At 44.4% G+C, this 19,563-nt stretch carries 13 protein-coding genes; 10 read left to right on the plus strand and 3 right to left on the minus strand.

The window, feature by feature from the left end:
* Positions 1-131: 131 nt before the first annotated feature.
* A complete protein-coding gene (locus ACAM37_RS01125) occupies positions 132-1,289 on the plus strand; it encodes a 5-(carboxyamino)imidazole ribonucleotide synthase (RefSeq protein WP_198510571.1) in 1,158 nt (385 codons plus the stop codon).
* A gap of 246 nt (positions 1,290-1,535) precedes the next feature.
* On the opposite strand, the gene ACAM37_RS01130 is transcribed toward ACAM37_RS01125, so the two are convergent.
* Together ACAM37_RS01130 and efp are read right to left on the minus strand one after the other, a co-directional pair.
* A complete protein-coding gene (locus ACAM37_RS01130; RefSeq protein WP_369626338.1) occupies positions 1,536-2,765 on the minus strand; it encodes a toxic anion resistance protein in 1,230 nt (409 codons plus the stop codon).
* 290 nt (positions 2,766-3,055) lie between these two features.
* Positions 3,056-3,628 (minus strand): elongation factor P, encoded by a 573-nt coding sequence (efp, locus tag ACAM37_RS01135; RefSeq protein WP_007117135.1) that lies wholly within the window; start codon positions 3,626-3,628, stop codon positions 3,056-3,058.
* 166 nt (positions 3,629-3,794) lie between these two features.
* Between efp and epmB the strand changes: the two genes are divergently transcribed.
* From epmB to ACAM37_RS01180, 9 genes are all read left to right on the plus strand, one after another.
* Entirely contained in the window at positions 3,795-4,784 is a 990-nt protein-coding gene (gene epmB / locus ACAM37_RS01140) for an EF-P beta-lysylation protein EpmB (protein ID WP_472826317.1), read from the plus strand.
* 154 nt (positions 4,785-4,938) lie between these two features.
* The gene (locus ACAM37_RS01145; protein ID WP_369626340.1) at positions 4,939-6,702 is read left to right on the plus strand and encodes a hypothetical protein; all 1,764 of its coding nucleotides are present in this window, start codon (positions 4,939-4,941) and stop codon (positions 6,700-6,702) included.
* 225 nt (positions 6,703-6,927) lie between these two features.
* Positions 6,928-9,117: a GGDEF/EAL domain-containing response regulator gene (locus tag ACAM37_RS01150; protein WP_369626341.1), complete on the plus strand. Its 2,190-nt coding sequence runs from the start codon at positions 6,928-6,930 to the stop codon at positions 9,115-9,117.
* Between the two features lie 42 nt (positions 9,118-9,159).
* Complete coding sequence (locus ACAM37_RS01155; RefSeq protein WP_369626342.1) at positions 9,160-9,600, plus strand: c-type cytochrome; 441 nt, start codon at positions 9,160-9,162, stop codon at positions 9,598-9,600.
* An 84-nt stretch (positions 9,601-9,684) separates the two neighbouring features.
* The gene (locus ACAM37_RS01160) at positions 9,685-10,644 is read left to right on the plus strand and encodes an AAA family ATPase (protein WP_369626343.1); all 960 of its coding nucleotides are present in this window, start codon (positions 9,685-9,687) and stop codon (positions 10,642-10,644) included.
* 94 nt (positions 10,645-10,738) lie between these two features.
* Positions 10,739-11,755, plus strand: coding sequence for a DUF58 domain-containing protein (locus ACAM37_RS01165; protein ID WP_369626344.1), 1,017 nt, complete (start codon positions 10,739-10,741; stop codon positions 11,753-11,755).
* The gene (locus ACAM37_RS01170) at positions 11,725-13,821 is read left to right on the plus strand and encodes a transglutaminase TgpA family protein (RefSeq protein WP_369626345.1); all 2,097 of its coding nucleotides are present in this window, start codon (positions 11,725-11,727) and stop codon (positions 13,819-13,821) included. Before ACAM37_RS01165 ends, ACAM37_RS01170 begins: the two co-directional genes overlap by 31 nt.
* 45 nt (positions 13,822-13,866) lie before the next feature.
* The gene (locus ACAM37_RS01175) at positions 13,867-14,376 is read left to right on the plus strand and encodes an SIMPL domain-containing protein (RefSeq protein ID WP_256999112.1); all 510 of its coding nucleotides are present in this window, start codon (positions 13,867-13,869) and stop codon (positions 14,374-14,376) included.
* 227 nt (positions 14,377-14,603) lie between these two features.
* Positions 14,604-15,575: an Abi family protein gene (locus ACAM37_RS01180; RefSeq protein WP_007117126.1), complete on the plus strand. Its 972-nt coding sequence runs from the start codon at positions 14,604-14,606 to the stop codon at positions 15,573-15,575.
* Between the two features lie 133 nt (positions 15,576-15,708).
* Here ACAM37_RS01180 and metH read toward each other — a convergent pair whose 3' ends face one another.
* A complete protein-coding gene (metH, locus tag ACAM37_RS01185; RefSeq protein ID WP_369626346.1) occupies positions 15,709-19,476 on the minus strand; it encodes a methionine synthase in 3,768 nt (1,255 codons plus the stop codon).
* Positions 19,477-19,563 lie beyond the last annotated feature (87 nt).

A 19,563-nucleotide genomic window follows, 5' to 3' on the forward strand; every position in this document is an offset into this window, starting at 1 on the left:
GTTGAACCCATAAGACTAAAGACTTATGGGTTTTTTTGTGCTTGGATTTTTTATTTGTGGGCAAATCCTTTATAATTAGCCATAATTTTTCTTCTGTGTTTCACTTATCAAAAAGAGCCGCCACCATGCCTATGCAAACCGCCAATTTTTATACCATCAATCATTCCAATTACCCTGTCAAAACCATTGGGATTTTAGGTGGCGGACAGCTAGGTATGATGTTGGCGCAAGCAGCATTGCCACTCGGTATCCGCTGCGTGTTTTTGGAGGATAGTGCTAATTGCCCGGCACGCTTACTGGGCAAAGTGTTTAGTAGCGAGCAATTTGAAGATTTTGCCCAAAGCAGTGATATTTTTACCTTAGAATTTGAAAACACCCCGCTCAAACCTGCCCAGTTTTTGGAATCGACCAAAACCTTGTACCCATCGTCATTTGCGCTATCGGTGGCACAAGATCGGTTAAATGAAAAAAACTTGTTTAACCAATTAGATATCGCCACCGTGCCTTTTATGGCAGTGCATAACAAAGCCGATATCCAAGCCGCCGCCGATAAATTGGGGCTACCCTTGGTACTCAAAACCACACGCGGGGGGTATGATGGCAAAGGGCAGTTTGTGGTCAAATTCGCTGACCAAATCGACACCGCGTGGGCAGAACTTGGTGACGCAACCAAAACAGCGCCGCTCATTGCCGAAGGCTTTATTCATTTTGAGCGCGAAGTATCTATCATTGCCGTGCGCGGCCAAAACGGTGAAATCCGCTATTATCCGCTCGTGCAAAATGAACATAGTAATGGTATTTTGGCAAAATCAACCGCCCCAGCACCGAACGTCGAGCAATTGACTGAACAAGCCCAAAGTAATATCAAAAAATTGCTCGAACATTTAAATTATGTGGGCGTGCTGACGTTAGAATTATTTGTGACATCTGAAGGCGGCGCTGAAAAATTGCTTGCCAATGAAATCGCACCCCGCGTACATAACTCAGGGCACTGGAGTATTGAAGGGGCGGTAACCAGTCAATTTGAAAATCACATGCGTGCGGTGGCAGGATTACCACTTGGCGATACGTCCATTGTTAAACCATCAGTTATGTTAAATGTCATCGGCAAATACCCAAAACTGGACGAAGTCCTAGCCATCGCTGGCGTGCACGTGCACAATTATGATAAAGAAGAACGCGAAGGTCGAAAAATCGCTCATATCACTGTCATGCCAAGCGATAGCAGTCAACTGGATAACACGGTCGAGCAAGTGGTTGCAAAATTACCCAATAAATTGTCTGACTAAAGCCATGTGACTAAAGCTATGTGTCAGCAAAAACACCGCACTCATGGCGGTGTTTTTTTAGCCTAAAAATACCTTGTTTTTCAAAAACTTTGCTTTTTAAGAGTAGTCTTCACCAACTGACACTTTGATAGTTCTTGCTTGTTAGTTGTCATCAATTATCCTTTTATTATTACTGATAAAAGATAGTGATAAACAGTAAAAGCCGCAATCATCCGTGAGGTTGCTCATAGTCAAATCAAACGGCGATTAAAGTTTGACATTACCCAGTTTCTCCTCATCAATTTGCAGCTCGTTGGCAACCTCACTCACCGTTTGGCGATTGGTGCGGTCAAGGTAGGTTTGTGCGCGGTCAACTTCTTGGGTCAGTACATGAAGCGTTTGCTGCATATTGCCAAGTGCTTTAACTTTAAAGACATCAATCGCATGCATGGTCTCATAGATGTGGTTAAAGGATTTTTGCAGTTTTTCTAAGTCTACCGAGCTGCCACTGGCTTGCTCATGCACTTGCGCGGTTTGGCGTTTGAGCATGACTGACGTTGATTCAATCAAGCTACTGGTCGTTGAATTAAGCGCATTGATTTGGTCGAGCACCAGTTTTTGACTGCTCAGCGCTTGTGACACCATCACCGCAGTACGTAGCGCAGCAATCGTTGTCGTCGTGGCACGGTCAACGCCTTTGATAAGCTCTAAGTTGTTTTTGCGAATCATATCAAGCGCCAAATACCCTTGGATGTTCACCGCCAGTTGGGTCAAAAAATCCATGTTTTTTTGGCGGAGATAAAACAGCAATTCTTCTTTGACTACGCGTGCTTTTTCAGGGTCAGTGGCTTCAAGCTCACCGATTTTTTGCTCTAGACGTTCATCAATTTTTTGACCGACATAAATATATTGACGGAGCGACTGCATCAGTGCCCACATATTGACCTTTTCTTGCTCAATGCTGGCATTGTCTTTCATCAGTTCATCTTTGCCGTGATACAGGCTTTCGATGATGGCATTGATATGGTTTTGCGAAGATTGGTATTTACGAAAATAATCTTGTACGGATTTGCCCATTGGGATGATGCCCAAAAATTTGCGTGGACTTGACAGCGAACCTTGTCGGCTTGGATCTAGGTCTTCGACCACGCTGCGTAGCTCAGTCAAGGATTTGGCAATCGGGGAGTTGTCAAATAAGGCTTTATCCATGCTTTTGGCAGGACGATCAAGCATGCGATTTGCAATCTGCGCGGAAGCGCGAATTTCGGCACTACCTAGCTGATGAATGGCGTTGACTTTCTCATCGAATACAGACGTGTTGACAGGGGTTTGTAATACATGCATCACAAAATCGTTCACTTTGGCATCAAGTTCAGGCACTTTGGTTAGGTCAAGTTTGACCAGTTGGTCGGCTTCGTCTTGTGGCACAACGGCAACGGGTTGCGGCGCTTCAAGGGTGATGACAGGGCTGGTTTCTGGCGGGGTGAGTTCTGGCATGATATATCCTTGAGTTGTCTATATTGGTATTTGTATATTAACTTGCCTTTTAGTTTGTCTTGGTATTTTAGCGGTTTGAGCTAACGCTAGTTTGATTATCTTGGTGAATTATTTCATTTGTTGTTCTATTTGGGTAATCATTTTTTCCATGCGCGTTTGACGAATGATTTTTTTATGATGCTACGTCAGTGTGACAGCGTAACAAAAAATTTTTCAATCACATGTTAAAAAATAAAAGCCCAACAGTTAGTTGGGCTTTTATTTTTTAAAATTATTGGTAATAGAATATATTATTGTACCCGTGATAGGTATTCGCCAGTGCGGGTATCGACTTTGATTTTTTCGCCTTGTTGGACAAATAATGGCACACGTACGACTGCGCCTGTTTCAAGGGTTGCAGGTTTACCGCCGCCACCTGATGTATCGCCTTTTAGACCTGGGTCAGTTTCAGTAATCACTAACTCAACAAAGTTTGGCGCGGCAACGCTTAAAGGCACACCATTGAATAGGGTAATGGTACATTCTTCGTTGCTATTTTCTTTTAACCATTTTGCCGCATCGCCCATCGCATTTTTGTCGGCTTGTAGCTGCTCAAAGCTTTCTGGGTGCATAAAGTGCCAGAATTCGCCATCGTTGTATAGGTAGTTCATTTCAGTATCGACAACGTCAGCGCCTTCAAGGCTATCGCCAGATTTAAAGGTGTTTTCTAATACTTTACCCGTTTTTAGGTTACGCATTTTGACGCGGTTGAATGCTTGACCTTTACCTGGTTTAACGTATTCATTTTCTAAAATTGCAAAGGGGTTGCCTTCGTGCATGACTTTTAAGCCAGCTTTAAATTCATTGGTTGAGTAAGTTGCCATAAAATTTCCTAATAAGGTGTTGCGACTAAAAAATAACCGAGGTAAATCAAATCTTTGTATAATAGCCAATTTGCATAAATGCGCTGCCTACGGGGTAACCCTGTCAGCGACAGGCGTTATCAGCAAGCGGCATTGACAATTGGATAAACACTATATGATAAACTATTTGGCAACACAAAAAAACTGGCAAAATGCGTTTTCTGATACCATCACGAGCTTTGCTGAATTAGCGCAAGCGTTGGATTTGCCGATAGATAGTTTTGACAGTCAGGTCGGTCAATTTCCCCTCAAAGTGCCACGCCGCTTTGTGCAAAAAATGGGGAAAGGCGATATCCATGACCCGCTGCTTAAGCAAGTGTTGCCGACGTTTCAAGAAACGGTACAAGTCACCGGCTTTGTCACCGACCCACTCGATGAACAACACGCCAATCCGGTCAAAGGCATCATTCATAAATACGCATCACGTGTGCTGATTCCTGTCACCGGGGCTTGCGTGGTCAATTGTCGCTATTGTTTTCGCCAGCACTTTGACTACCATGAGAATCTACCAACCCAAAACGATTGGCAAGACATCAGTGCCTATATCACAGCGCACCCCGCGGTCAATGAAGTGATTTTAAGCGGCGGTGACCCATTATCGCTGAGCAATCGTCGTTTATTCGAGATTTTCACCACCCTTGAAGCACTACCCCAAGTGCACACCATTCGTATCCATACCCGTGTACCTGTGATGATTCCTGAACGCTTAGATGAGCCGTTACTTGCGCGATTTGCCAACAGCCGCTGTCACATCGTCATGGTCATTCATGCCAATCACCCCAATGAAATCGACCAAGAAACGCAAATATTTTTGGGTAAGGCAAAAAAAGCGGGTGTTACGTTACTTAACCAAACCGTACTACTCAAGTCGATTAATGACGATGCAAATACGCTGGCAAGCTTGAACGAAAAATTATGGCAAGCGGGCGTCTTACCCTATTATTTGCATGTGCTTGATAAAGTTGCCGGGGCGAGCCATTTCTATATTTCAGATGAACAAGCAGTCGCTCTATATTGGGAGTTACTTGCCAAATGTGCCGGCTACTTGGTGCCAAAATTAGTACGAGAATTACCTAATAAGCCATTTAAAACGCCCATTGATTTGTATAACCACTAACATATTTTGAAACACAACAACTAAAATAATGGGTTATCTGTTACTTATCTGATAAATAGTACAATTATCTTAAATATCTAGCTAAAACCTGGCTTTTGTGTTATTTATTGTTGTTAAATAAGTCGAAAAATGTTGTGCATTTTGGTACAAAAAAATGGTTACGGATCTCACACTAGACGATTTCTTACAGCGCATAAACGATATACCGACCAGTCCTATTGAACTCAAAGTTACCCAGGATTCGTTGCAGGATACGACCGATTGGCAGATACAATTTAATCGTATGTCGGCGTGTGAGATGTATAACGAATATAAATTCGTGATAAACCAGTTGATGTTTGCCGATATTGACGATGTCAAACGCTTTGCATTATTTGATGAGGTTAATAAAGCCGTCAGCGTATTACTTGGCAAATTGCGGGTGAATTACCAAACCCAGCCGGGGATTTTGGATGAAGAAAAACAGCAAGGCTTAGATACCGTGCTATCAGTGCTTTATCTAGGCATCATGTTTTACCATGTGATTTGGCAACGGGCGGCGGCTCGACCTGAAGGAGCTGAGAAAAAAGGCATCATTAGCCTATTTCGCCAAACACCTCAATCACTTACCTCCACTCAAGTCATTCAGCGCTCCCTCTACAGTACCATGCTATTACTGCGCCAATCGCTGTTTGAAAAATATATCGGCTATCGTAAAGATACACAAGTGATTTGGCAATATCTGAATGCCTGCTATCGATTTGCGGTCACTAATGATTGGCAGTCTATCTCCTTGCCAATCAAACTGCATTCTGCCAATGAGTATAACAAACAAGGTGCACCGCTATCGATTGAGGAAATATATTTTCATTGCTTGACGGTAGCGGTTACCAATCCGTATGCTTGTCGGCGTGCGGATATTGTAGCCATACAAAAAGTAAGTACCCAGTGGATTGAAGCGCTAATAATTAGCAAAGACTTGCTAGAAAAACCTTACCTGTATATTGATTTAGAAGGTAAGCAGCCGCCCAAACTGCTAGAAATCGATGGTACATTCAATCCCTTTGCAGCAGCCAGCAATTGCCTGTTTGTCATGTTTAGCCGGTTGTTTAAACACTTACATCAAACCATCAGCCAAGGTCAAAACAGTAGCGATGCTGAGATAAAAAACAGCGCGCGTCAGGCCAAATTGGTATTGAATAATATCCAAGATGGGTTAAAACCAGCGGCACACTATCATCAGAACCATTCAAAATGTGAAGTGGTACTTGGATTTAATAATATCCATTACATGCTTGCGAATAAAACCAGTTTGGGCAATCTCATTCATGCCAATGAGTTGCCTGAGCGGTTAAAACCCAAAACTCAACATACGGCGTATCTTAAAAAATCTACCGTTGTGGAGCTGAACAAAGAAAATCCCCAATCCATGTGCCTGTCGCATGTGTTTAGCTATGCCAATCAACTCGTTGACCCATATCCAAGCAGCAGCCGTGGCGATAGCTATCATCCGCTGAGGCAATTGCAAGTCAATTGCTTAATTGCGCTGCGAAAGGTTAATGGCGCAAAAACTTGGCAGCTCGGCTATATTAAAGATAACCGTCAAGGTTTTATCGATACGCCAACCGGTCAACCCACCAACAAGACCTACTTAGAAATTGAGGCACAAGTGCGAGTGCATTGTCAAAATGCCATTCCCTGTGGCGTGCGCTTTCAAAATGCGGGTGGCCGTCAGCCACATTTTGTTGCGGCATTTATTATCCCTAGCGATCCAAACAACGCTGATACCCAGCCCCGTTTGCTGATGGCACGCTTTGGCTACCAAGTGGCAGACAAGCTAGTGGTGCGTATTGAGAGCAAGGAAATTAACGTGCGTCTGACTGAGCTACTTGATATGACTGATGATATCGAAGAATACGCTTTTGTAAGAATTCCGTAAACTTCTAACCGCTAAGAAATGGTAACAAAATCTGCCATTTTAACTCTAACCCATTAAAAATAAAAGATTTTCATATCCTTGTAGCCGTTTTGAAAGATTAATCATATAATAAGAAATTGAATCTAATATTATAAATAATTTATCAAACAGTTCGCTTATAATAGCTTGCACATGGCTCTATAAACCAAGCGTTAATGGGCAAGCGTTTAATGGGATAGTGAATCGATGCAAAAACACAACCAACTCAATCTGTTAATCATTGATGATAACCAGCTGTATGCCGAGCAGTTGGTTGGGTTATTAGAAAAACATTATTATAGACAGGTTAATTTAGGATTTTTGGATGCCAAAGACGAGCTGATAAAGTTATTGCGCCAGTCTTGGGACATTGTTTTGGTGGGAAATGCGTATGATTTATCGTTTAAAGACGTCAAAGAGATTTTGAAAGCTCACCATGCTCACATTCCCGTCATTGCGGTGTTGCCTGATGACGCGACTGCTTACCCAGAGGCATTAACTGCCAATGAGCAAGCCCAGACCCAGCTTGTTAGCGATAATGATAAAACCCATAAGTTATTACCTTTATATACCTATTGGGGTGCAGCGGATGCTTTGCGCAAAAATAAGTTACTGCGCATGGCCATTCGTATCTGCCGTGAACACGAGCATCATAAACTAGGGCGCGAGCTTGAGCGCCTGAAAATGGTATTGAGCGATGCCGAACAGCGTGCCAATATTCTTATTAAAAACTCCAAGAGTGCAGTGGCTTATATTGAAGATGGTTTACATATTTATGCCAATGAGCCCTATCTTGAAATGTTCGGGTTTAAAACGCTCGATGAACTGATGGGGGTGCCGGTCGTCGACTTGATTGCGAGCAATAATATCCAAGATTTTAAAACGTTTTTAAAAGACTTTGAAAAAGGCAACCGTAAAAACGTCGAATTTGAATTTGAAAGTGTGAGAAAAGATAATACCACCTTCGCCGCTAAGCTGCAGTTAGCGGCTGCTACCTATGACGGTCAGCCGTGCCTACAAGTCATTATCCAGCCCAATGAACAAGCCAATAGTGCTGAGCTTGCCAAAAAACTTGAGGCCATGGAACGCATTGACTCAATCACCGGGCTATTTAATCGTCATGGTTTTGAAAGCCTGTTTCACCGACTGCGTGACGCGATTGTTGAGAAAAACCTATCGGTGGGTTTGATGGCGTTACGCGTCGATAATATTGGTAAAATCCATGCTAGTGTGGGGATTGAAGGGATTGATGGGGTGGTGGTGGCCGTTGCCAATATTCTTGAGCAACATCTCACTGAGATTATTGGGGAAAAGCGGGTGAAAAATGGCTATTTGAGCCGCTTTAATGATAGCATGTTTATGCTAATTATCCCTAATATGCGACAACAAGATTTGACAGCATTGGGACAAAAATTGGTTGCCGATATTAATAGCACCATTATTGAAATTGGTCATCGTACGGTTAAGACCACAGTAACGATTGGTGCAACCTTAGTCAACGCCAGTGCACCTGACACCAATAGTATTATTAACCGTGTCATCCAAGCCGTCGGCATGGCAGCCAAAGCCAATAAAGACAGCAACGACGATAAAGATTCATTCTATCTATATGACCCAAGTAGTTTTGCCAGCAGTGATGACAGTGCGCTGTACGAATCGCTACGTGATGCGCTAGAACATAACAAATTTAAATTATTATATCAGCCGATTTATGACGTTGAAAACGATGTCAGTAATATGTTTGAGGTGTTTTTACGCCTGCCGCTAGCAGATGGCAACTTAATGGCACCTGATAAATTCTTAGAAGTGGCGACCCGGCATCAGTTGATGGATAAAATCGACCGTTGGATGTTGATTCAAGCCTGTAAAGATTTAAAACGTTACCGTCATGAGGTCGATGCCAGTGCCAGATTATTAGTGCATTTAAGCCCGACATCATTAGCGGATGACACCTTGCCAAGCTTTATGAGTCGATTAATGCAAGCGTTAGAGACCAGCGAGCCGGGGGTGTTGACGTTGCAGTTTAATGAAACCATGGTAATTGATTATCTAGCGGTGGCAGCCAAACAAAGTAATGAGCTTAACCAAATAGGTTGTCACTTAGGCATTTATAATTTTGGCTCAGCGGTCAATGCGATGGAAGTATTGGAATTTGTCAAACCTCAACTGGTACGACTCGATCGCAGCTATATCAAAGATTTGAGCAACAATGACAATGTCAATACCGTGGCAACGGTGGTGCGCGAAATCACTGAGCGTGGCTCCAGTTGTTTGATGCCTTTTATTGAAGACCCTGCCGCCATGTCAGCGGCATGGACAGTCGGTGCGCGTTATTTGCAAGGCGCATATTTGCAAAAAGCGAGTGACACCATGCACATCGAGAATGAAACCAGCTAAATCCAAGCGCTGAATTTATAAAGTAAAAAAGAGTTAGCCAAAATGCACCAAACAATCATTCATAAATCAAAACGATTGCCTATGCTAGGATTGGGTCTTTGTATCGTCATTGCGACAGGTTGTCAACATCAGCCACCCGCTCAGCGCGCTGCCGTCAATTTGCCCATTTATAGCCAAGGGGATGCCGATAACGGTAAAAAGCAATACGAAGAAGCCTGTCTCAAATGCCACAAGCTGCAGCCAGGAAATAACGAGAAAGGCCCACAATTACTGCGTATTTATGGGGCAAAATCCGCCTTATTAACCGATTATCAATATACAAACGCACTGAAAAACAGCAATATGACGTGGACAGCGGAAAATTTGGATAAATATATCGCTCATCCAAAACAAACCATCCCAGGAACGCGTATGCGTTCTGACCCGATTGCTGATGCCAAAGTCCGCCAAGACATTATTGCCTATATTTCGACGCTTCGTTAAATCGCTTTGTGGCTATACCTTTAAGCGATATTTTTAGTGAACATGATTGATAAACAACATTTAAACCTTTAAAGGATAGACCACATGGTGATGGGTAACTTAGACAATCAGCCGTTACAACAACGATTGCAAGCCATGTTGGTGAGTATCAATGATATCGTCTTGGACAAACCTGCCGTGGTGAAGCTGGCGGTCGCTTGTTTGTTAGCCAACGGTCATTTACTGCTTCAAGATTTACCAGGAATGGGTAAAACCACGCTAGCGCACGCGATTGCCAACCATTTGGGGTTATCGTTTAATCGGGTGCAATTTACCAGCGATATGCTACCTGCCGATATTTTAGGAATTTCGCTGTATAAAACCGATACTGGCACGTTTGAATTTAAGCCAGGTCCGATATTTTGTCAGTTGTTACTTGCCGATGAAATTAATCGCTCAAGCCCAAAAACCCAATCTGCCCTGTTAGAGGCGATGGAAGAGCGGCAAGTGTCGCAAGATGGGGTAACACGAAAACTCCCTGAACCTTTTTTTGTGATTGCCACCCAAAACCCAACGCAGCAATCGGGTGTGTTTATTTTACCTGAGTCACAGCTGGATCGGTTTTTGATGTGTTTATCGCTGGGTTATCCCTCAGTTAATGCAGAGCGAGAGTTGCTACTGGGTAAAGATAGACGTCAAATGCTCAGTCAAATTACCCCGATGTTAGATACCCAGTCATTGCAGCAGGCACAAGCGCAAGCCAAAGAGGTGTATATCGCAGATGTCGTGATTGACTACTTACAGCGATTGGTAGCAAAAACGCGTGAAAGCCGAGACTATCATGGTCTATCTACCCGTGGTGTGTTGGCACTAAAGCAAGCGGCACAAGCCTTTGCATATTTGGGTGGCTACAATGAAGTGACGCCAGAAGATATCCAAGCGGTATTTGCTGCCGTGGTTGATCATCGCTTGGGGCAAGCTTTTATCCCATTTAATCATTTGGGCGGTGAGCAGCCCCAATCGATTGCGACCCAGTTATTACGCCAAGTGCCAGTACTGGTGTAAACCATGATGTAAACGTGTTTTAGCGTTAAAAAATTTTTCATTGCTGTATTTTTATTATTTATTAAATTATCCCAATTAAGAGCCCGCGCCTATCATGTTTGCCATTCGCCAGCGACTTGAAAACTACTTGCAACCATGGTTTAAGCGTCGAGCGCCAATCAGCCGCGACATCACCCTCAACCTGCGCAACGTGTATATTTTTTTGAGTAAAGAAGGATTGCTGTACGCTTTTTTACTCATCATTACCTTTGTCGCAGGGATTAATTACGCCAATAATTTGGTGTTGGGTTTGTGCTTTTTGTTGGCTAGTCTACTCGTGGTGACCATCCATTATACCTTTGCGCACTTGGCAGGGTTACAAATCAAATTGGTGGATATCAGCGACACGCAAGTGGGTGATAAAGTGCAAGTGCGACTGCAAATTAGTAGTGAGTCAAGACAGCCGCATCGGCAAATTCGGTTAAGTTTTGCCAACAACGCCTTTGACTTTAAACAGCCGATACACCGCAAACCCAATACACAGTCCGAACCAAGTGATTGGCTGTTGGTCAGTCAAATACAAGCGCCGCAACAGGTGAGCTTATGGTTAACAGCCGACAAACGCGGCAAATTTGTGTTACCCAGACTCACGGTGAGTACCCTATATCCCTTAGGGATTTTGCAAGCTTGGTCGTATGTGTTTTTTGAAGGACACGCGTGGGTTTATCCTGCGCCACTGCGCTATGAGATGAAAGCCAGTCAGTTTGTGCCATCTGATGAAGAGCAAACCGCTGCCTTACACACCCAAGCAGGGCAGGAAGATTTTGACCAGCTGGATAATTATGTCCCAGGGGAATCATTGGCGCGTATTTCGTGGGCGCATGTCGCGCGCGGGCAAGGACTCATGTCAAAGCGTTTTGTAGAGAGTGTGGGGCAGCAGCAATTACTTGATTACTATCAAATGCCTGCGGTGACGCATGAAGAAAAACTCAGCCAGCTGCGCTATGGTGTGGATAGTTTGACCCAAAGCCAAATCGCTTTTCAATTGCGACTGCCTGATGGTGAGGGCACAATAGGTGAAGGACAAGCATTTCGTCAGCAATGTTTGCTAAGATTGGCAAAAACGCCATGAGTCGCCCTAACCCAAATCACCCTAGCTTAACCTTATCTCAGCGTCTAAACCAAATCTCGGCGTATCAGTGGATATTGCTATCTCAACTGTTGATTGTGGTTTTTCACGTCAAAAATTTACCCATTTGGCTATCGGTGTATGCCTTTTTTATTATCATCTTTCAATTGCAACCCCTGCGACGTTGGTTACCCAACGCTTTGTATCGTCCGCGCTCATTACAGTTGATACAGTACACAGGATTTATTGCAAGTTTGGTGGGGCTGTATGTGACCTATCGTACTGCCTTTGGATTGGATGTCGGTATCGCGTTTTTGCTATTGTGTGCCGTCAGTAAGCTACTTGAATTGCATACCAGGCGTGATGGCTATGTGGTGCTGAGTTTATCACTGTTTGTATTGGCAGGGCTGTTGTTAATCAACCAAGATTTGATTACAACGCTACAAGTGGCGATTGGCACGATGGTCGTGCTGTTTGCCATGATTGCGCAAAATGATGATGGTACGGGACGCTACCGCACGCTTGGCTTATTGGTCGGTCAAGCGATTCCTCTGACCATTATTCTATTTTTATTTTTTCCCCGATTGCCGCCGCTGTGGTCGGTGCATTTGAGCGGCGTGCAAGCAAAGACAGGCATGTCAGATAGTATGTCACCGGGCGATTTTGCCAACCTCAGTCAATCGACTGAATTGGCGTTTCGGGTAGAATTTTTAGGCAATCAGCCAAGCCAACAAAATTTATATTGGCGCGGTTTGGTATTTTCTGATTTTGATGGCACCACCTGGCGCGCCAATCCTCGCACCTCGCTTTGGACGCCCAATCAGCCGTTTGCTGATTGGTTGTTGCCGACGTTGAAGCTGAGTAAACGCTTTACCTTAGCCGTTATCCCTGACTATCGGGTGATTTTGGAGCAGACGGGACAAAATTGGTTATTTGGGCTTGATTATCCGATAACCAACCAAAAAGGCATTGGGCTGACGTCGGATTTTACCCTACGGTATTGGGATACTGTCAATCAGCGTTTCACTTATCAAGTGCATTGGTTAGATGATGCGCCTATCAATTTAGCCTTATCCACCCAGCAGCGTCAGGTCAATTTAGCATTGCCAGCAGGCGGTAATCCGCAAAGTCGCCAATTTGCCCAGCGACTCTACCACCAAGCAGGCGATGACCCGATTACCTATACCAACGCCATCGCCCAGTGGATGCGTAGCCAGCAGTTTCGCTACACCTTATCGCCCCCTACCTTGGGTAGTAATCGCATCGATGATTTTTTATTTGCTACCCGTGCAGGGTTTTGTGAGCATTATGCGTCAAGTTTTACTTACCTCATGCGAGCGGCAGGTGTGCCTGCTCGGGTGGTAGCCGGGTATCAAGGTGGGCAATTAGGGCGTGATGGCAAAAGTTGGGAAGTGCGCCAAATGGATGCCCATGCATGGAGCGAGATTTGGGTGCAAGGGCGCGGCTGGGTGCGGGTAGATCCTACGGGCTTTGTCGCACCCAATCGGGTCGAGCAGGGTATGGACACTGTCACCCAATATGCTGGGGCAAAAATGTTTGGTGAGGGCGTGGCAGGGCAAATTAGCTATCAGCAGTTTCAAATGCTGCAGCGAGCGCGCCGCTTGTTTGACCAAGCTAGCTACTATTGGCAACGCGATGTGGTCGGCTATGACCAAGACCGCCAGCGGTCATCGCTGTTTAAATGGCTCAATATCCAATCTGTCTATCAGCAAGTGATGGTGATGTTTGTCACCCTTGTGAGCGTCCTTGCGCTATTGGGATTGTGGCTGTGGTGGCGTCGCCGCCGGGTGTGGGATAGACATGATTGGATTATGGTGCAGTTATCCAATCGCTTGGCAAAAAAAGACAAAACGCTCGCAAGGCAGGATAGTGAAGGGGTGCTGGCTTGGCTTACTCGACTTGAGCCAAAAGTTACTGATAAGGCAGCCCTTCAAGCACTTGCCGCGCTTTATCGACAAACCCGCTATCAGCAGCCCACGGATAACAAACATTCCATGCGGCAATTAGACAATTTGGCGAAAACCATCGCGCTAAAAAAATCCCATTAATATTCAATATTTGTTTGCTATACTCTATAGGATATAAATAAAGCGCTGCAGCAATTTGTGGCAAGTAAAGGTTTTAGCGTATCTAGTCAAAATGTCACGCCCATAAGCGTTGAGCCGTATAATGAAGATTATGTGGATGAGCAGGGACAAACCCGCACCCGCCAAAATGGCTATAAAGCCACGCAAACGCTGTCAATTAGCAGTCAAGAACTCAATAAAATCACCAATATGCTCGCTCAAGTGCAAAATTATCGTATCAGCCATGAATCCGTGACGTTTGAAAAACCGCAATATCTCCTCAATGACCTTGAGAAAATCAAGCATGATTTGATTGCTAAAGCCACCGATGATGCCAACAAACGCGCCGAAGAATTTGCCAAAACCGGTCATGCCAAAGTGGGGGTGATGCGCTCAGCGTCGCAAGGGTCGTTTAATATTTTGGATGCGCATAACCCTGATACCGATGATTCGGATTATGGTGGGACGTATGATAAAGATGGCGTGGATAAATTGGTGCGGCTCGTTGTCACCATTGATTACGCGATTGAGCAGTAATTCAAATTTCCATAAAAGCTTATAACCTGCAATCTTGCAGGTTTTTTTAGGTTAATATTATTTTTAATCTTTGGCGCTTTCAAAGCTACTATTTTATCAAATATGTTAAAATCTTGTAACACACGATATTATCGCCAAAATGATGGATTTGAGGGTGATTAGGATTGCACTATTTTAAGAGATTCAAAATACAACCTCATAACCCCGAAAATCCTGTCGAATTGGCGATGCAGCAAGCAAGTAAACACAAGCAAGAGCGTGGTATCAAAAACAATATGACGAATAACCCACTAAAACCCTGCAAACCTTGGAAATCATATCAACAACAAATCCAACTACTCGAAAGTCGTGGTATGTGCTTTGAAGATAAAAAATCAGCGGAGCACATCATTTCCCAAATCAATTATTATCGACTTAGTGGGTATTGGTATCCATTTCGTCAAACAGACAATGCTGGACAAAGACAAGATAAATTTATTAGAGATACAAATTTTCAAGACGTACTAAACCTATATAATTTTGATAAACACTTACGTCTGCTAGTCTTACAAGCATTAGAAAGCATAGAAATGTCTGTTAGAACACAGATTGCTCATCTCATGGGAAGAACTAGCCCCATTGCTCACCTAGACCCAAAGAGCTTTGATAAAAGCTTTACTCAATACAAAGATAAAAAAGGTAAAACTAGTTATGATAGGTGGAAAGAGAAATTTGACCAACAGATTGAAAGAGCAAAAAAGAATCCTGCTATCATACACCATGCCACAAACTATCAAGCCATTCCTATTTGGGTAGCGATTGATCACTTGGACTTTGGAGCAGTGTCGGTACTTTATACAGGATTACCTAATAAGCAAAGAACCCTAATTGCCCAAAGTTATCAAGTGAGAAATGCCGATGTGTTCGCCAGCTGGCTACGTTCACTCAATTACATTCGTAATATCTGTGCCCATCATAGTCGTCTGTGGAATGTAAATATTGATGTTATTGGAAAAAAAGACCATCAAATTAAGGGATTAAACAATCTTGATAATAAAAGACTATTTTTTTATTTGATTGTTATTGACCATCTATTGAATATAATTAGCAAGGATACATTTTGGCGAGAAAATATCAAAGACTTGCTCTTAAGCTTTCCTAAACCAAAGAATAATGCCGTTAAATTTGAAAATATGGGGTTTATTCAAGGATTTTTTTGATAGGCAATAGAAAACCACTACATATTCTAAACCAATGTTTCCAGAGAGAATAGATAGCGGTAGTGGTGCTGTTACACAGTAGTTTACACAAAATGTTTATATCACTGCAAGCATTTTTACAAAAAGGTAAACATTATAAATTCGGATTTAGCCACTTTTCTGCGGTAGCTTTATCCCAGCCTTTACGCGCTGCATAATCTTCAAGCTGGTCTTGACTGATTTTACCGACATTAAAATAATCACTCTCTGGGTGGCTATAATAAAACCCACTCACGCTAGACGCAGGGTACATGGCATAGCTTTCTGTCAAATACGTCCCAATGGCATTGGTGGTATCAAGCCAGTCAAACAGCTTGCCTTTTTCGGTATGATCAGGGCAGGCAGGATAACCCGGCGCAGGGCGAATACCGACATATTTTTCTTTAATCAGCTCTTCATTGGTGAGATTTTCATCGGATTGGTAGCCCCAATACTGTTTACGAATCAACTCATGCAAATGTTCGGCAAATGCCTCAGCAAAGCGGTCGCAAAGCGCCTGTACCATAATGGCACTATAATCATCGCCTTTGGCTTTATAGTCATTGGCAAGTGCTTCTGCGCCAAACAATGACACCGTAAAACCACCGAGATAATCGGTTTTTTCAGGACTGATAAAATCTGCTAGGCTGTAATTAGGTTTACCACTGGCTTTATCAGACTGCTGACGCAGGTGCTCAAAGGTATGCACGACATTGCCTTGGTCGTCCAGTACCTGCACCGTGTCTGAGCTTGGACGTTGGGCAGGGCTTAGTCTAAACACCGCTTTAGCTGTGACCAATTTTTCCTTGATTAATTTATCAATCATGGCTTGGGCATTGGCAAATAAGTCTTTGGCTTCTTCCCCGACGATGCTATCATCAAAGATTTTGGGATATTTGCCGACCAATCCCCAAGAGATAAAGAAAGGCGTCCAGTCGATATAAGGCAATAAATTTTGTAACGGATAATCGTCCAAAATGAATTGTCCTAATTGGTTGGGCTTAGGCGGCGTGTAGTTCGCCCAGTCGTATTGGAAGCCTTGTTCAATCGATTCCGCATACGACAGCTTCGCCGCTTTAGGTTGGCGATTGGCAAGGCGTTCACGGACTTCGCCATACTCTTGACGCAGCTCACTGATAAAATCGACGCGTTTTTCTTTGGATAGTAAAGTCGTCGCTACGCCCACTGCGCGGCTGGCATCAGCAACATAGACAACCGCATCGTTTTGATAGTTGGGCTCGATTTTTACCGCGGTATGGGCTTTTGAAGTCGTCGCACCCCCAATCAGTAGGGGCAGATTAAAGCCTTGCTCCTGCATTTGTTTGGCGACATACACCATTTCATCAAGGCTTGGGGTAATCAAACCTGACAAGCCGATGATATCGACGTTTTCATCTTTGGCGACTTGTAGGATTTTTTCACAAGGCACCATCACGCCTAAGTCGATGATGTCATAGCCATTACAGCCGAGCACCACGCCGACGATGTTTTTGCCGATGTCATGCACATCGCCTTTCACCGTTGCCATGAGCACTTTGCCTTTGGTTTCGCCCGCAACTTTTTCTTTTTCGATATACGGATTAAGCCATGCCACCGCTTGCTTCATCACACGGGCGGATTTTACCACTTGCGGTAGGAACATTTTGCCTGCCCCAAACAAGTCACCGACCACGTTCATACCGTCCATCAAAGGTCCTTCGATGACGTCTAAGGGACGCGAGAATTTTAGCCGTGCTTCTTCAGTGTCTTCATTGATATAAGTGGTTACCCCTTTAACTAACGCATGTTCAATGCGTTTTTCGACGGGCAATTCACGCCATGACAAATCGACGGTGCTGTCTTTTTTCTTACCGCTCAAATAGTTTTCTGCCACTTGCATCAAATGGTCGGTGGCGTCTTGACCTGACTCGCCTTGGTTGCGGTTCAAAATCACGTCTTCAATGGCGTTTCTAGCGTCTGGTTCGATATCGTCATACAGCTCTAGCATGGCGGGGTTGACAATCCCCATGGTCATGCCGTTTTTGATAGCATGGTACAAGAACACGGCGTGAATGGCTTCACGAATGGGATTGCCACGAAATGAGAACGACACATTCGACACACCGCCTGAGACCATGGCATTGGGCAAATTGTCGGTAATCCATCGGGTGGCATTAATAAAGTCTAAGCCGTAGTTGTTATGCTCTTCAATCCCCGTGGCGACGGCAAAAATATTGGGGTCAAAGATGACGTCTTCACTCGGAAAACCGATTTCATCAACCAAAATATCGTATGAGCGTTTGCAGATTTCGATTTTACGCTCAAAGCTGTCTGCCTGTCCGTCTTCATCAAACGCCATGACGATAATCGCTGCCCCATAACGCTGACATAGCTTGGCTTTTTGCACAAACTCTATCTTGCCTTCTTTTAACGAGATCGAATTGACCACAGATTTGCCTTGGGTGCATTTAAGACCCGCTTCGATGATGTCCCATTTTGACGAGTCAATCATCAGCGGTACACGGCTGATATCTGGCTCGCTGGCAACCAAATTGACAAAGTGAATCATTGCCGCCTTGCTATCTAGCATGGCTTCATCCATGTTGATATCAACGACTTGAGCGCCGCCTTCGACTTGGTCACGAGCCACGTCCAACGCTTCGGTGTATTCTTCGTTTTTGATGAGACGCAAAAATTTCTTTGAGCCTGTGACATTGGTACGTTCACCGACATTGACAAACAGGCTGTCACGGGTGATGTTGAACGCTTCGAGTCCCGACAATCGGCAAGCTGGTTTGTAGTCTGGCAGCTGGCGTGGGGCAAAGGGCGACGTCATCTCGACAATTTTGGCGATATGTTTGGGGGTGGTACCACAGCAGCCGCCCACGATATTGACCAAGCCAGATTTGGCATAGTCGGCAACCATGGTGGCAGTTTGCTCAGGGGTTTCGTCATATTCGCCAAACTCGTTGGGCAAGCCTGCATTGGGGTGAGCGGACACAAAAGTTTCGCACACATCCGACAAGGTTTTGATATGCGGTTTTAACGCATCTGCGCCCAGCGCACAGTTAAACCCAATCGAAATCGGCTTGGCGTGGCGGATTGAGTTATAAAACGCCTCGGCAGTTTGCCCCGACAGCGTACGTCCCGACGCATCGGTAATGGTGCCCGAAATCATAATCGGCAATTCAAACCCAATGGCCTCAAACACGCCCGTCACCGCAAAAATCGCTGCTTTGGCGTTTAGGGTATCGAACACGGTTTCTATCAAGATGATATCGGCACCGCCTTCAATCAAAGCGTAAGTCGCCTCGGTATAGTTATCAACCAGTTCATCGAAGGTGACGTTACGAAAGGCGGGGTCATTGACATCGGGTGAAATCGAGCAAGTGCGAGAGGTGGGACCAATCACGCCTGCCACAAACCGAGGTTTTTCTGGGTTTATCGCAGTGACTTCATCACACACTTGACGGGCGAGGGCGGCGGCGGATTTGTTAATCTCATAAACGAGATTTTCCATGCCGTAGTCTGCCATCGAAATTTGCGTGCCATTAAAACTGTTGGTTTCAATGATATCTGCGCCTGCCTCAAGATACGAGCGGTGAATATCACGGATAATATGCGGCTGGGTCAGTACCAATAAGTCATTGTTGCCTTTGACGTCACGTCCAAAATTGGCAAATCGCTCACCACGATAGTCTGCCTCGATGAGTTTATAATTTTGGATTTCAGTACCCATCGCGCCGTCAAGGAACAAAATTCGCTGCTTTAACAGGTCAGCTAAACGCGCTTTATTCGTGGCTTGACGGTCTTGATACGGAAAGCTGGTAGGGGGCGTTAATTTAAAATTGGTGGGGTCGTGGGGTTTGTGACTGGTAGGTGCGTTACTGGTGCTAATGCTCATGCTAATACTCACTGAGAGGGCTTGTCCTGATTCAAATTGTCATAGGTATCTGTTAATAAGTCGATTATAACATTTTGTCGCCGCTCA

Origin of the sequence: Moraxella sp. K23 (assembly GCF_041154765.1) — a bacterium.
Taxonomy (GTDB): domain Bacteria; phylum Pseudomonadota; class Gammaproteobacteria; order Pseudomonadales; family Moraxellaceae; genus Faucicola; species Faucicola tetraodonis.

Bases quoted from the DNA above. Each gene is read 5' to 3' on its own strand.
- ACAM37_RS01125 (WP_198510571.1), top strand. From the start codon at position 132: ATGCAAACCGCCAATTTTTATACCATCAATCATTCCAATTACCCTGTC.
- ACAM37_RS01130 (WP_369626338.1), bottom strand. From the start codon at position 2,765: ATGCCAGAACTCACCCCGCCAGAAACCAGCCCTGTCATCACCCTTGAA.
- efp (WP_007117135.1), bottom strand. From the start codon at position 3,628: ATGGCAACTTACTCAACCAATGAATTTAAAGCTGGCTTAAAAGTCATG.
- ACAM37_RS01145 (WP_369626340.1), top strand. From the start codon at position 4,939: ATGGTTACGGATCTCACACTAGACGATTTCTTACAGCGCATAAACGAT.
- ACAM37_RS01150 (WP_369626341.1), top strand. From the start codon at position 6,928: ATGCAAAAACACAACCAACTCAATCTGTTAATCATTGATGATAACCAG.
- ACAM37_RS01155 (WP_369626342.1), top strand. From the start codon at position 9,160: ATGCACCAAACAATCATTCATAAATCAAAACGATTGCCTATGCTAGGA.
- ACAM37_RS01160 (WP_369626343.1), top strand. From the start codon at position 9,685: ATGGTGATGGGTAACTTAGACAATCAGCCGTTACAACAACGATTGCAA.
- ACAM37_RS01165 (WP_369626344.1), top strand. From the start codon at position 10,739: ATGTTTGCCATTCGCCAGCGACTTGAAAACTACTTGCAACCATGGTTT.
- ACAM37_RS01170 (WP_369626345.1), top strand. From the start codon at position 11,725: ATGTTTGCTAAGATTGGCAAAAACGCCATGAGTCGCCCTAACCCAAAT.
- ACAM37_RS01180 (WP_007117126.1), top strand. From the start codon at position 14,604: ATGCAGCAAGCAAGTAAACACAAGCAAGAGCGTGGTATCAAAAACAAT.
- metH (WP_369626346.1), bottom strand. From the start codon at position 19,476: ATGAGCATTAGCACCAGTAACGCACCTACCAGTCACAAACCCCACGAC.